Origin of the sequence: Leucobacter sp. BZR 635 (assembly GCF_048061935.2) — a bacterium.
In the GTDB taxonomy this organism is placed as follows: domain Bacteria; phylum Actinomycetota; class Actinomycetes; order Actinomycetales; family Microbacteriaceae; genus Leucobacter.
The window spans coordinates 42193-54523 of record NZ_JBLUNZ020000053.1; the positions used below are offsets into that span (position 1 = coordinate 42193).

General features: G+C 66.9%; 16 protein-coding genes. 7 read left to right on the forward strand and 9 right to left on the reverse strand.

The annotated features are described in order from the left end of the window. Nucleotides 1–128: 128 nt before the first annotated feature. Entirely contained in the window at nt 129–761 is a 633-nt protein-coding gene (gene upp, locus ACI1US_RS11215; protein WP_416549788.1) for a uracil phosphoribosyltransferase, read from the reverse strand. Between the two features lie 56 nt (nt 762–817). Here upp and ACI1US_RS11220 point away from each other — a divergent pair, with 56 nt between their 5' ends. Beyond that, nucleotides 818–1252: a nucleoside deaminase gene (locus ACI1US_RS11220; RefSeq protein WP_461640504.1), complete on the forward strand. Its 435-nt coding sequence runs from the start codon at nt 818–820 to the stop codon at nt 1250–1252. Nucleotides 1253–1331: 79 nt separating this feature from the next. Here ACI1US_RS11220 and ACI1US_RS11225 read toward each other — a convergent pair whose 3' ends face one another. From ACI1US_RS11225 to ACI1US_RS11250, 6 genes are all read right to left on the reverse strand, one after another. Then, on the reverse strand, nt 1332–2474 hold the full coding sequence (locus ACI1US_RS11225) for an ABC transporter ATP-binding protein (protein ID WP_461640485.1): 1143 nt from the start codon (nt 2472–2474) through the stop codon (nt 1332–1334). Further along, nucleotides 2464–3342 (reverse strand): ABC transporter permease, encoded by an 879-nt coding sequence (locus ACI1US_RS11230; protein WP_461640487.1) that lies wholly within the window; start codon nt 3340–3342, stop codon nt 2464–2466. Before ACI1US_RS11230 ends, ACI1US_RS11225 begins: the two co-directional genes overlap by 11 nt. Further along, nucleotides 3339–4184, reverse strand: coding sequence for an ABC transporter permease (locus tag ACI1US_RS11235; RefSeq protein WP_461640489.1), 846 nt, complete (start codon nt 4182–4184; stop codon nt 3339–3341). Before ACI1US_RS11235 ends, ACI1US_RS11230 begins: the two co-directional genes overlap by 4 nt. A 60-nt stretch (nt 4185–4244) precedes the next feature. Beyond that, nucleotides 4245–5372, reverse strand: a complete 1128-nt coding sequence (locus tag ACI1US_RS11240; RefSeq protein WP_461640506.1) for an ABC transporter substrate-binding protein — start codon at nt 5370–5372, stop codon at nt 4245–4247. Between the two features lie 288 nt (nt 5373–5660). Further along, the gene (locus ACI1US_RS11245) at nt 5661–5930 is read right to left on the reverse strand and encodes a DUF4031 domain-containing protein (protein ID WP_416549920.1); all 270 of its coding nucleotides are present in this window, start codon (nt 5928–5930) and stop codon (nt 5661–5663) included. A gap of 14 nt (nt 5931–5944) precedes the next feature. Further along, on the reverse strand, nt 5945–6907 hold the full coding sequence (locus ACI1US_RS11250) for a cation diffusion facilitator family transporter (RefSeq protein ID WP_416549919.1): 963 nt from the start codon (nt 6905–6907) through the stop codon (nt 5945–5947). Between the two features lie 135 nt (nt 6908–7042). On the opposite strand from ACI1US_RS11250, the gene proC reads away from it, so the two are divergent. Further along, entirely contained in the window at nt 7043–7894 is an 852-nt protein-coding gene (gene proC / locus ACI1US_RS11255) for a pyrroline-5-carboxylate reductase (protein ID WP_416549918.1), read from the forward strand. A gap of 6 nt (nt 7895–7900) precedes the next feature. Here the strand turns inward: proC and ACI1US_RS11260 are convergent, their stop codons facing one another. Next, nucleotides 7901–8566 carry a potassium channel family protein gene (locus ACI1US_RS11260; RefSeq protein WP_416549917.1) on the reverse strand — a complete coding sequence of 222 codons (666 nt, stop codon included), beginning with the start codon at nt 8564–8566 and terminating at the stop codon, nt 7901–7903. Next, nucleotides 8559–9926, reverse strand: coding sequence for a TrkH family potassium uptake protein (locus ACI1US_RS11265; RefSeq protein WP_416549916.1), 1368 nt, complete (start codon nt 9924–9926; stop codon nt 8559–8561). Before ACI1US_RS11265 ends, ACI1US_RS11260 begins: the two co-directional genes overlap by 8 nt. A 141-nt stretch (nt 9927–10067) precedes the next feature. Between ACI1US_RS11265 and ACI1US_RS11270 the strand changes: the two genes are divergently transcribed. The 5 genes from ACI1US_RS11270 to ACI1US_RS11290 form a co-directional block, all read left to right on the forward strand. Then, a complete protein-coding gene (locus ACI1US_RS11270) occupies nt 10068–10532 on the forward strand; it encodes an ArsR/SmtB family transcription factor (protein ID WP_416549915.1) in 465 nt (154 codons plus the stop codon). A gap of 101 nt (nt 10533–10633) precedes the next feature. Beyond that, entirely contained in the window at nt 10634–10732 is a 99-nt protein-coding gene (locus tag ACI1US_RS11275; protein ID WP_005504750.1) for a 30S ribosomal protein bS22, read from the forward strand. Nucleotides 10733–11020: 288 nt separating this feature from the next. After that, a complete protein-coding gene (locus ACI1US_RS11280) occupies nt 11021–11314 on the forward strand; it encodes a glutaredoxin family protein (RefSeq protein ID WP_461640494.1) in 294 nt (97 codons plus the stop codon). A 91-nt stretch (nt 11315–11405) separates the two neighbouring features. Next, nucleotides 11406–11708 carry a Dabb family protein gene (locus tag ACI1US_RS11285; protein WP_461640496.1) on the forward strand — a complete coding sequence of 101 codons (303 nt, stop codon included), beginning with the start codon at nt 11406–11408 and terminating at the stop codon, nt 11706–11708. Nucleotides 11709–11710: 2 nt separating this feature from the next. After that, the coding region (locus ACI1US_RS11290) for a sugar diacid recognition domain-containing protein (RefSeq protein ID WP_461640498.1) at nt 11711–12331 on the forward strand (621 nt) is incomplete at its 3' end.

Genomic DNA, 12331 nt, shown 5'->3' on the forward strand with positions numbered 1-12331 from the left:
GGGTGTCTCGCACGCGCGAAGGTACCCACCGTCGCAGCGTCAGGGAATCCAGCGCTGCAGCGTGAGCGGCCCAGCAGCACCGAACGTCCAGCAGCACTGAGCGGCTCAGCAGCACCGAACGCTCAGGCTTAGGCCGTGCCGTACAGGCGGTCGCCCGCGTCGCCGAGGCCCGGCACAATGTAGGCCTGCTCGTCGAGTCCCTCGTCGAGCGCGCCGAGCACGAGCGTCACGTTGCGGTCGCCCGCGGCCTTCTTCATGAGCTCAACGCCCTCGGGCGTGCCCAGGATGCAGATCGCGGTGATGTCGTCCGCACCGCGCTCGAACAGGAAGTCGATAGCGGCGGCAAGCGATCCACCGGTCGCGAGCATCGGATCGAGCACGAAGCACTGCCGGCCCGCGAGCGAATCGGGGAGCCGCTCTGCGTAGGTGGTGGGCTCGAGGGTCTCCTCGTCGCGCACCATTCCGAGGAAGCCGACCTCGGCGGTCGGAATGAGCGTCACCATGCCCTCGAGCATGCCGAGGCCCGCGCGCAGGATCGGCACGATGAGCGGCAGCGGCTCACTCAGGCGTACGCCCGTGGTCTGGGCAACGGGCGTCTGGATCTCAATCGGATCGACCCGCACCTCGCGGGTGGCCTCATACGCCAGCAGCGTCATGAGTTCCTCGACGAGGAGGCGGAACGTGGGCTGCGGCGTCTTCACGTCGCGCAGCACCGTCAGTTTGTGTGTGATCAGTGGATGATCTGCAACGAAGACTCGCATGGGCCTATTCTATTGCCGTGACCACCATCCCTCCATCCTCAGAAGAACTTGCCGCGATGGCGACCGCCCTCGGCGAGGCTCGTCTGGCGGCTGCGGAGGGCGAAATCCCTGTTGGGGCGGTGGTGCTCGGGCCCGACCGAGGCGTGATTTCGACCGGGCGGAACGCGCGCGCGTCGAGCCTGGATCCGACCGGGCACGCCGAGATCCGCGCGATTCGCGGTGCGGCGAAGGCCGTGGGGGATCGCTTCCTCGAAGACTGCACCCTCGTCGTCACCCTGGAGCCCTGCGTGATGTGCGCGGGCGTGATTCTCGCCGCCCGCGTGCCGCGCGTCGTGTTCGGCGCGTGGGATGAGAAGGCCGGCGCGGTCGGCAGCGTCTACGACCTGCTGCGCGACGGTCGGCTCCCGCACCCGGTGCCGGAGGTTGTTGCGGGTGTGCGCGCGGAGGAGTGCGCGGAGCTCCTCGCCGAGTTCTTCGCCGAGCGCCGGTAGGCCTGGCCACGGGGCCTCACCGTCTAGCGAGGTGAGCTCCGGCGAGCAGGTGGTGTTCCTGCCTGGGCCGCGGGCATCGTTAGGCCGCCGCCACGACAGCGACCGGTTCTTGCGCGAACGAGACGCTGACCGCCTCGCCCGGCCTGAACATCGCCTCTGCTCCGTGCTGCGAGGCAAGCGTCGTACCATCGGCGAGCTGGACGACTGTGCGTCTGATCGAGCCGAGAAAGCCGCTCGAGATGACCACGGCGGTGGTGGCCCTGTCGGGCGTTCCCAGGGCAGGAGCGCTCGCGTGGTGACCGGTGGTGCCGCCCGCGCTCGCGCCTGGGCCTGCGCCGAGCCGCACGTGTTCCGGCCGCACGTACGCGGTCACAGGGTCCCCTGGTGCGAGGCCGGTATGCGGAAGCACCGGGATCGTCACTCCTTGCACGCGAACCACTGAGGCGTCGGCCGCGGAGCCATGCGTCAGGACCCCGGCGACCCTGTTTGAGAGTCCGACGAAGTCAGCAACGAACGGTGAGGCTGGCCTGCGGTAGAGCTCTTCTGGTGTGCCGAGCTGGGCAATTCTGCCGCCCTCCATCACCGCGACCCTGTCGGAGATCGCGAGCGCCTCTTCTTGATCGTGTGTGACGAACACTGTGCTGATGCCGAGTTCTGTTTGGATCGCCCGGATCTGCTCGCGCAACCGGACCCGCACCTTCGCGTCGAGCGCAGAGAGCGGCTCGTCGAGCAGGAGCGCGCGCGGCCGAGTCACGAGCGCACGGGCCAGCGCAACTCGCTGCTGCTGACCGCCCGAAAGCTCATGCGGAAAACGCTCGGCGAGATGCTCGAGACCCACAATCTCGAGCATCTCGCCGATGCGGCGTTCGCGTTCGGAGCGGGCGACCTTTCGCATCTGCAACCCGAACTCGACGTTTCGGGCCACCGTCAGGTGTGGGAACAGGGAGTACTGCTGGAAGACCATGCCGATGTCACGGCGGTTGACTGGCACATTCGTCACGTCGTCGTCGCCGAGGAATATCCTGCCGCCCGAGACTGGTTCGAGCCCCGCGATCGCTCTGAGCGCCGTCGTCTTCCCGCAACCCGAGGGGCCGAGCAGGCACACGAGCTCGCCTGGCTCAAGCGCGAGGTCGACTCCGTGCAGCACCGTGTTCGACCCGTAGGCTTTGGTGACGGCTTCGAGCCGGACGGCGGAGCTTGGCTGAGGGGTCTTATCGGCCATCGCTGGCCTCCTTCTGAGTGGCGGGAACAGGAAGTGTCGCCGGGGCCGCGGCCGGGCGTCGTGCGCGCGGTGCCCGCCCGGTGGCACTCACGAGCATGAGCAGCACAAACGCGCCGATGAGCGAGAGCAGCGAGACAGCGACGGCGACGAACGGGTCGGACTGCGAGATCTGCAGCAGCGCCGTTTGGAGCGTCACTCGGTTGAGGAGCGACGACACCGTGAACTCGCCGAGCACGATCGCGAGTGTGATGAGGGAGGCGGCGAGCAGGCCGCGGCGGACGCCGGGCGCGATGACCCGGAGCAGCACGATGGGCCATGACGCCCCGAGGGAGCGTGCGGCCTCGGCGCGCACGCGGGCGTCCATGCCGGTGAGGTCTGAGGCGATCGCGCGGTACGCGAACGGCAGCACGAGCACACCGTAGGCGAGCGCGAGGGTCCAGGCACCCGAGCCGACCGTCTGGCCGATGACACGGTAGATGGGTGCGAAACCGACGACGAGCACGATCGCGGGGATCGCGATCGGCAGCACCGTGAGCAGGTCGAGCGCGCGCTGCAGCCGCGGGAAGCGCAGGTGCACGAGCACGATCGTTGGGAAGAACAGCAGGAGCACGATGCCGAGCGTGATGAGCGCGAGGACGAGCGAATTCTGCAGCCCCTGGTACAGCACGCGGTAGCCGCGTTCGTTTTCCGGGGCAAAGAGCGCTGTCCAGTGATCGAAGCCATAGCCGCCCGTCGTGGATCGGAGCGTGAACTCGAGCATCGCAATGAGCGGGACGAGGAACACCGCGCCAATCGCGATCACCACGGTGCGGGCGACGCCGGGCGATGGTCGGCCGGGTACGCGGGCGCTCACCCGCGCGCGCGTCATCCCTGCCACCTCGCGGTCCGGGCCATGAGTCGGCCGTACGCGAACATCACGACGGTCATTACGAGGATCATGCCGAGGGCGAGGACGCCAGCGTTCGCGGCGAGTGCGCCGCCGGTCTCGCCGATGAGCGCCGCACGGATCTTCAGGGGCACGATCTGCGAGCCCTGGCTGATGAGGGCCGCGGCGGTGGCGTACGACGAGAAAGCGTTCGCGAACAGCAGCAGCAGGGACCCGAGGAATGCCGGGGCGAGCACGGGGATCCCGACGCGGGTCCAGTAGCTTGCTGCGCCGCCGCCGAGGGTTGCGACGGCCTCCGCCCAGCCCTGCCGAAGCGCGAGCACCGCGGGGAGAAACGTGATCACCATCAGGGGTACCTGGAAGTACAGATAGGGCAGCACTAGTCCTGGAAGCTCGTAGAGCCACACGCCGTTCGCGAAGATGTCAACGCCGAGGCGTTCGCGCAGGAGCACGGTGATGAGGCCCTGGCCGCCGATGGTCGCGATGAACGCGAAGGCGAGCATTACGCCGCCGAACTGGGCGAGTACCGAGCTCGCGGAGTCGACTGCCCGGCGCAGCGCGCCACCCTCGGGGAGCCCTGCGAGCGCCCAGCAGAGGATCGCGCCGACGACGGCGCCGACTGCCGCAGTGAGTGCGCTGAGCCAGATGCTCGCCCAGAATGCACTGAGCGTTTCGGGGGAGCCGAGTACGGCGAGGTTCGCGAGTGTGAAGCCGTCTGGGCCGGTAAAGCCACTGCCGACGGCGATGATCGTCGGCACGAGGAGAAACACGAGCACATACGCCGCGAAGGGTACGAGGCCGAGGGCCTGGAGTACACGATTCATGGGAGGAACGCGAGTGGCCCGTTCACCCCGCGGTTGCGCGGTGAACGGGCCACCGAGGCGCTACTTGACGACCGCTGCCCAGCGCTCGGTGAGCAGCGCGTTGGCCGCGTCCACCTGTGCCTGGTCAGGTGACACCCAGTCATCGGAGTCCGTGCCGAAGGTCGCCTGCTCCACGAGCTTCTCGTCGACCGCGCCGCTCTCGGTCAGCGCATCGATGCGGACGGGAACCGCGTTCGCTTCGAGGTAGAGCGCCTGTACCTCGTCCGAGAAGATCCACTCCTGCCACAGACGTGCCGCTGCGGGGTTCGGGGCATCCTTGTTGATCGCCTCGTTGTAGAACGAGACGTAGACCGCACCGGGAATGACGGTTGTCTCCCAGCTCGGCTTGTCGGCGGCGGCCGCGATGTTGTTGAACGACCAGTCGAGAACTGCGGGGGTCTCACCGGAGGCAATCGTCGCGGGTGTCGGGTCGAGCGTCAGGAAGTTGCCTGCGTCGCGCAGCTTCTGTGCGAAGTCGACGCCCGGGCCGAAGTCGTCGACGCCGCCGCCGTTGAGCGCCGACAGCCAGCCGACCGCTGCGAACGCTGCGCCTGCCTGCGTCGGGTCTCCGTTGAGCGCGACGGCTCCCTTGTAGTCGGCGCCGAGCAGGTCGTCGAGCTTCGCCGGCTCCTGGAGCTTATCCGAGTCGTACCCGAGCGACATGATGCCCGAGTAGTTGTTGACCCAGAGGCCCGAGGCCTCCTTGTTCTCAGCGGGAATGTCGTCCCAGTTCTCGACCTGGTATGCCGCGAACTTGTCGGTGTTCGTGAGTGCGACTGCCGCGCCGAGGTCGAACACATCGGGTGCGGTGTCCTGGCCCTTGAGGTTCTCGGCGGCCTGAATCTCTTCGGCGCTTGACGCGTTTGGCGATGCCGAGTTTACGGTGATGCCGTACTTGTCTTCGAAGCCGGCGATGATCTTGCCGTAGTTTGCCCAGTCTTCGGGGAGTGCGACGACGTTGAGCTCGCCCTCCTGCTTCGCTGCTTCGACGAGGCCATCGATGCCACCGAAGTCTGCGGCGCTTGTTGCGGTCGCAGCGTCAACCGTCGAGCCCTCATCGCCCGTGCCAGGCTCGGCTGCGCCTGAGGAGCACGCGGCGAGTGTGCCGGTGAGTGCGAGAACGCCGGCAACGAGAGCGGCTTTGCGCATGGGTACGCGTGAAATCACAGTGAACCTTTCGTCGGAACACCGGGGCGCGGTCTCACCGGCAAGGACGCCGGCCACCACACATCATCCCCGATGCTGCCAACGATAGAAAGCCGCCGCGAACTCCGCGCGACTCCGCAGTGTCCGGTGGGCGAAGCGCGGGTAAACGATCGCTGAACTCGGATCGGGCCCTGAGTAGAATCGCATGCGGCTCTCGGGTACGCCAGCTGTGCACCTCGCAATCACCCCCACGACAGGCTCGGGCCGCGCCGCACTAGCGACCGCGCCGCACTAGCGACCGCGCCGCTCCCGCGTCGTCACCCTGAGCCCCGACGCGATGAGTCTGCGCACGAGCTCGCGCCCGCCCACATGGGTCGCCCCTGCCGCCACGAGCGCCGCGTGCATGTCGGCGGGTACGTCGTAGTGGTCGACATCGAAGCCGCGGCTGGGGATCCCGTTTGCTGCCGCAAACGCGTGCAGCTCATCGAGGCTCTCGTCGCTCACCAGGTGCGCCCACAGTCGCCCGTGGGCGGGCCAGCTGGGGTCGTCAATCAGCACCATGTGCGCTCGAACGGCTAGTCGCTCGACAGCATGACGATTGAGCTCGTCGTCGGCGTCGGTAGGTCAGGATCGAGCCACACATCGGGCTCAATGTAGATGACGCGTGCGGCGGGCACGGCCTCCCGGATCCTCCGCTCGGCCATGTTGATGATCACCGAGACCTCGCCCATGGTCGTCGACGCGGGCAGCGATACCTTTGCGCCCACCATGAGCTCGTCAGGCCCGAGGTAGAGGGTCTTCATGTGGATGATGCGGTTGATCTCCTTCGCATCCCCGAGCGCCAGCTGGATCTTCTTCACATCGTCGGCGGTCGCGCCCTCGCCCACGAGCAGACTCTTGGTCTCGATCCCGATGATCACTGCGACTGCGATGAGCAGTGCGCCGATGAGGATCGTCGCTGCCGCGTCAAAGAACGTGTTGCCGGTGAGGGCGGTGAGACCGACGCCGAGGAAGGCGAACACGAGACCCACGAGCGCCGCAAAGTCTTCGAGCAGGATCACGGGCAACTCGGGCGACTTTGAGCGCTTGATGAAGGTCAGCCAGCTCGAAGCGCCCTTATGCGGGCGGCTCTCCCTGACCGCGGTGCGCAGCGACAGACTCTCGAGGACGATCGCGATCGCGAGCACCACGAGCGGCAGCCACCACATCTCAAGCGTGTGCGGGTTGCGGATCTTGGAGATACCCTCCCAGATCGAGAAGAGACCACCGATCGAGAACAGCACAATCGCGACGATGAACGCGTAAATGTAGCGTTCGCGCCCGTAGCCGAAGGGGTGCTCGCGGTCGGGCGCGCGCTTCGCCTTCCGGCCGCCGAGGAGGAGCAGGAGCTGGTTGCCGGAGTCCGCGAGCGAGTGCACGCCCTCTGCGAGCATCGCCGACGAGCCGGAGAGCGCCCACGCGATGAACTTCGTAATGGCGATACCAACATTCGCGAGGAGCGCTGCGATGATCGCGCGCTTTCCGCCTTCACTGCTCATTGTGCCTCCTGGATCGATGTCCTCGGCCTCAAGTGTATGCGGCAGCGCATGCATTACTAGGGGGAGTCGCTCCGGCTTCGCGAGAACGCCGCCGAGTCTTCCCTGTCACAGCGTGATCTCCGGCAGACTGGAGACATGACGACCCAGCCTGAGACCACCCAGCTTCCTCGCACCGCCATGATCGGCGTCGGATCGATGGGAGGCGCGATCCTCGCGGGCCTGCGCAGCCCCGCGGTCGACATCGCGCTGCCGATTACGGTGACGACGAACTCGGCGGCAAGCGCTGCGGAGTTCGCCGGTGCCGAGGATGTCGTCGCCTACGCCGCCGAGACCGAGCCCGACGCAAACCGCATCGCGGTGCGCGACGCTGAGCTCGTGATGCTCGCGGTGAAGCCGTGGATGATCGCTGATGTGTCGCGCGGAATCGCTGCCGATCTTGCGCCCGGCACGATCGTCGTCAGCGTGGCAGCCGGGGTTTCGTGCGCGCAGATCGAGGCGGAGCTGCCGGGCGCGCAGGTCGTGCGCGCCATGCCGAACACGCCCTCGCACATCGGGCGCGGTGTGACGGGCGTGGCTGGGGGATCCTCCGCGTCAGCCGAGGCCGTGGAGACCGTGCGCAGGCTGTTCGAAACCGTCGGCGACGTGATCGTCGTGCGTGAGGACCAGATCAACGACGTCGCTGCGGTATCGGGATCGGGCCCCGCCTACGTCTTCCTCTACGTGGAAGAGATGACGGCGGCCGCGATCCGCAGGGGCTTCACCCCCGAGCAGGCGCGGGTGCTGGTGAACGGCACCGTCTCGGGTGCCGCAGAGCTGCTCGTGCAGAGCGGCGAGGAAGCCGCCCAGCTGCGCCGCAACGTCACGAGCCCCAAGGGCACCACCGAGCAGGCCGTCATCGAACTGCAGGGTGCCGCGTGGGGTGAGCTCTTCGACCGGGCGCTCGCCGCAAACGTGCGCCGCTCTGAGGAGCTCGAGCGCGGGGAGTAGCTCCCGCTAGCCGATCGTTGCGAAGCGCTCCACGTCTGCCGCGGTGCCCGAGACAATGATGAGGTCGTGCGGGGAGATCACGGTCTCCTGCGTCGCGTGCGTGAAGGGCTGGCCCGGGGTCTTCACCCCGACCACGGTGACCCGGTAGCGGGTGCGCACACCGCTCTCGCGCAGCGAACGGCCCCGCACCGAGCGGGGCGGGTACATCTTTGCGATGACGTAGTTGTCGTCGAACTGGATGAAGTCGAGCATCGATCCCGACAGCAGGTGCGCGACGCGCTCGCCGGCCTCCCGCTCGGGGTAGATGACGTGGTTCACGCCGATCCGCTCCAGGATCTTGCCGTGCGAGTGCGAGATCGCCTTCGCCCAGATCTGCGGGATGCCGAGATCCACAAGGTTCGCGGCAATGAGCACGCTCGACTCAATCGAGGCGCCGGTCGCGACGACCGCGATCTGAAACTCGTCGGCACCGATCTGCTGCAGCGCCTCGATCGACCGCGCGTCGGCCTGGACCGCGTGCGTCACGCGATCCGACCACTTCTGCACGAGATCGGCGTTGCTGTCGACGACGAGCACCTCGCGGTCCTGCCTGTCGAGCTGGCCGGCCGTTGACGCGCCAAACCGGCCGAGCCCGATCACGATGACGGGGGCATCACTTCGAATATCAACCAACGATCGGCCTTTCCTCGGGGAACCTGAACAGCTGCGACTTGCTCGTCGCCGCGACGGCCGCGGCGAGGGTGACGGTGCCGACGCGGCCCGCCCACATCGTCGCAGCAAGAATGTATTTGCCGGAGTCCGGCAGCGCTTCGGACAGGCCCGTGCTCAGGCCACAGGTGCCGAACGCCGAAATCACCTCGAAGAGTGTCTCGTCGAGCGTCGTGCCCGAGATGTGCATGATCGCCGTCGTCGAAATGAGCACGATTGTCGCGCCCCAGATGAGCACGGAGACGGCGACGCGTAGCACTTCGGTCGGGATCCTCCGCCCGAACGCCTGCATGTCTTTGTAGCCGCGAGCCTCCGCGTAGGCGGCGAGGAAGAGCACCGCGATCGTGGTGACCTTGATGCCGCCTGCGGTTGACGCCGATCCGCCGCCGACGAACATGAGCATGTCGAGCACGAGCCTGGTCGAGCCGTTCATCTCCATCGGGTCGATGATCCCGAGCCCACCCGAGCGGGTCATGATCGACATGTACCACGCGTCGAACAGCGTGCGGCCAACGTCTTCGCTGCCGAGCGTCGACGGATTGTTCCACTCGAGCGACGTGATGAGCAGCCAGCCGAGGATCACGAACAGCAGCGTCGTCGCCAGGGTGAGCTTCGCGTGGAGGCCGAGGTGGCGGCGCTTTTCGGTGCCCTTGACGACGTAGCGGTAGAGCGCGAAGATCACGGGAAAGCCGATGCTCCCGAGAAACACGCCGATCGCGAGCACGCTGAGCAGGTAGTAGTCGCCGAGGTAGGGCTCGAGGCCGTCTGCGAGCGGCACGAAGCCGGTGTTCGTAAAAGCGGAGGCGGCGAGGTAGAAGCCGTTCCACAGCGCCGGCCAGAACGCCATGCCGTCTGCCACGAGCCGCGGGGTGATGAGCAGGGTGAGTGCGGCCTCGATGACGAGCAGGCTGATCGCCACAGCCGACAGCAGTCCGCCGATGTCGCCGAGGCCGACAGCCTGGCTCTCGGAAGCGCCGCGGGTTGTGCGGTTCGGGTTGGTGTCGCTCGCGACGAGCAGCCGCTGGCGGAGGCCGAGCCGGCGGGTGACCGTGAGCCCGAGGAGGCTCGCGATCGTGAGCACGCCGACGCCGCCGATCTGGATCCCGAGCAGGATCACGACCTCACCAAACATCGACCACTGCGAGGCCATGTCCACGGTGGAGAGACCGGTCACGCAGATCGCGGAGACCGCGGTGAACAGGGCGTCGGCGAGCTGCACCCCGGTCCCCGTCGCGCTCGCGATGGGGAGGGAGAGCAGGGCGGTCCAGATCGCGACCAGGCTCGTGAAGACGAGGATCGCGAATCGTGCCGGCGTGGTGTGCACGAGCGCGTGGAACCACGACGGGCGATTACCCTGAAAGGGAGCCCTATTGGCTAGTGCGCTTGAGCTCACTTCTCCTTCTTTCAGCGAACGGTGAGGGGCAATGTTGTCATGCTACACACCGGGCGGGATACCCTGGTGTCTATGCCAGACATTTTCGGAGTGATCGCAGACGCGACGAGACGTGACATCCTGCAGGTTCTACTGCAGCGTCACGCCGACGACGCTGAGATGAGTGTCTCGGAAATCGTCAATCAACTTGAGATCAGTCAGCCTACAGTTTCGAAGCACCTGAAGGTGCTTCGCGACGCCGAGTTGGTCACGGTTCGCGAGGAGGGGCAGCACAGGTTTTACTCGCTGAACCCTGAGCCGCTCGAAATGGTTGAGGACTTTGTCATCCCATTTCTCTCGGTCGGATTCGACACAGAGGTCACCGTTGAGTACCTCGACGGCAACGGCTCCACGCTCACCGGCCCCGCTGGTCTGCAAGACGCTGAGCCAGTTATCCCAGAGGAAGCCGCGGTTGCGGCAGAGCGGTTTGGTCGCGCGGCGGCGGTCGCCGAGCATCGGGTAAAGGAACTCGTCGCTCGGTTTAAGCTGCGAGAGTAACGTTTCGGTTCGCGCGAGCCAGCCAGGCGTTGTAGACTATTGATCTTGTGGGCCACGTTACGGTTAGGCCCCGTACGGCCCCTAGAGACGTGAGGTAACTGATGGGTTCAGTAATCAAGAAGCGCCGCAAGCGTATGTCCAAGAAGAAGCACCGCAAATTGCTTCGGAAGACGCGCCACCAGCGCCGCAACAAGAAGTAGTCACCCTGCCGCATTCGCGGTGCAGTGACTGGGCATCGAGCTTCGGCTCGGTGCCCTTTTCTTGTTTCTGGGGCGGGGGAGCCCACTCCGGCCCGCCTGCCCCGTGCGACCCGCACATCGATTCCGCCCCGAGTTATCTGCGGTGAGCCTATTTCGGCCTGTGTAGCACTCGGAATAGAAAACTCGGGGTGGTGGGGATCGGGGTGGTCGGGAGCCGGGGTCGCGGGGCGGGGCAGCGGAGTCGGGCGGGCCGCCGGGCCGTCGGTGCCCGCGCTCTAGACTGAAGCTGTGGATCCCATACGCATCACCCTTCTCGGAAAGCCCGGCTGTCACCTCTGCGACGACGCACGCGCGGTCATCGAGCAGGTTCGCACCCAGCTCGCAACTGATGAGATCGCGACTGAGCTCATCGAGCTGAACATCCTCGAAGATGAGGCGCTCGCGAGGCTCCACTCTGAGGAGATCCCGGTCGTGCGCATCGGAGAGAAGCGCCACGCGATCTGGCGGGTCGACCCCGAGAAATTCGAGGCCGCGCTTCGCCGCGCCGCACAGGGCCCTAAGCTGTCGTTCTGGCGGCGCTAACGCGCTGCCGCCAACGCCCGGACCACCATGCCAGCCCGGCCCTAGCAAGCCGTCCGGCCCAACAACCCCACCCGAACCCAGAGGAGTCACCGTGACCGTACGCCACATTGTCAGCTGGAAGATGAACGGCGAGACCGCCGAAGACCGCGCCCGCCAGGCGCAGGAGGTCTCTGACGCCCTCACCCCGCTGCGTGACCTCGTGCCCGGCGTGCTCGCACTCAACGTGCACCTCAACGAGTACAACGCCGACGCGAACTGGGACGTCGTCCTCGTGAGCGACCACACCGACAAGGCGGCGCTCGACGTGTACGCGACGCATCCCGACCACCTCGCCGCTGCGGCCCGCGTGAAAGAGCGCGCGGCAGCACGGGCCGGGGTCGACTTCGAGGTCTAACCGTGCCTGCGGAGCCGCACCCGGAGCGGATCCAACCGCAGCAGATCCACCTCGGTTCAGCGCTCGCGCAGCGCATCGTAGATGAGCTTGCGCCCGCGATCCAAGAGAACTTGAATCTCATGGACTCGCAGGGCTTCATCATCGCCTCGAGCGACGTGAGCCGGGTCGGAACGCTGCACCCTGGCGCGCGCGAGGCCGCCGCGACGAACGAGGTCGTGGCGGTGCACGCCGATACCGCCAGGCCCGGCGAGCGCCCCGGAGTGAACCTTCCGCTCGAGCACCGTGGCCGGGTGATTGGCGTCGTCGGCGTGACGGGCAAGCCCGCGAAGGTGCGGTCGCTCGCACCCGTGCTGGTGCTCACGATCGCGCTCTTGTTCGAACGCGAGGCCGAGTTGGTCGGAGAGTCTCGTCGTGACGCAGCTGACCGAGACGTGCTCGCGCGACTCGTGTTTGGATCGCGTCCAGAGGACGCCCTCACCCTATTGCAGCAGCGCTCGCCTGCGCTCGATGGCCCGTGGGTCATTGTGGCGGGAATTGTGTCGACGCTTGGTGAGGGCGTGCTCGACGCGGGGGCCGTCGCCAGGCTCCGTCGCACGCTCGGGCCCGGCGCAGTTGTCGGTGCG

What these genes read in the sequence shown, in the direction of transcription:
- upp (WP_416549788.1), bottom strand. Translation starts at nt 761, where the DNA reads ATGCGAGTCTTCGTTGCAGATCATCCACTGATCACACACAAACTGACG.
- ACI1US_RS11220 (WP_461640504.1), top strand. Translation starts at nt 818, where the DNA reads ATGGCGACCGCCCTCGGCGAGGCTCGTCTGGCGGCTGCGGAGGGCGAA.
- ACI1US_RS11225 (WP_461640485.1), bottom strand. Translation starts at nt 2,474, where the DNA reads ATGGCCGATAAGACCCCTCAGCCAAGCTCCGCCGTCCGGCTCGAAGCC.
- ACI1US_RS11230 (WP_461640487.1), bottom strand. Translation starts at nt 3,342, where the DNA reads ATGACGCGCGCGCGGGTGAGCGCCCGCGTACCCGGCCGACCATCGCCC.
- ACI1US_RS11235 (WP_461640489.1), bottom strand. Translation starts at nt 4,184, where the DNA reads ATGAATCGTGTACTCCAGGCCCTCGGCCTCGTACCCTTCGCGGCGTAT.
- ACI1US_RS11240 (WP_461640506.1), bottom strand. Translation starts at nt 5,372, where the DNA reads ATGCGCAAAGCCGCTCTCGTTGCCGGCGTTCTCGCACTCACCGGCACA.
- ACI1US_RS11245 (WP_416549920.1), bottom strand. Translation starts at nt 5,930, where the DNA reads ATGGTGCTGATTGACGACCCCAGCTGGCCCGCCCACGGGCGACTGTGG.
- ACI1US_RS11250 (WP_416549919.1), bottom strand. Translation starts at nt 6,907, where the DNA reads ATGAGCAGTGAAGGCGGAAAGCGCGCGATCATCGCAGCGCTCCTCGCG.
- proC (WP_416549918.1), top strand. Translation starts at nt 7,043, where the DNA reads ATGACGACCCAGCCTGAGACCACCCAGCTTCCTCGCACCGCCATGATC.
- ACI1US_RS11270 (WP_416549915.1), top strand. Translation starts at nt 10,068, where the DNA reads ATGCCAGACATTTTCGGAGTGATCGCAGACGCGACGAGACGTGACATC.
- ACI1US_RS11275 (WP_005504750.1), top strand. Translation starts at nt 10,634, where the DNA reads ATGGGTTCAGTAATCAAGAAGCGCCGCAAGCGTATGTCCAAGAAGAAG.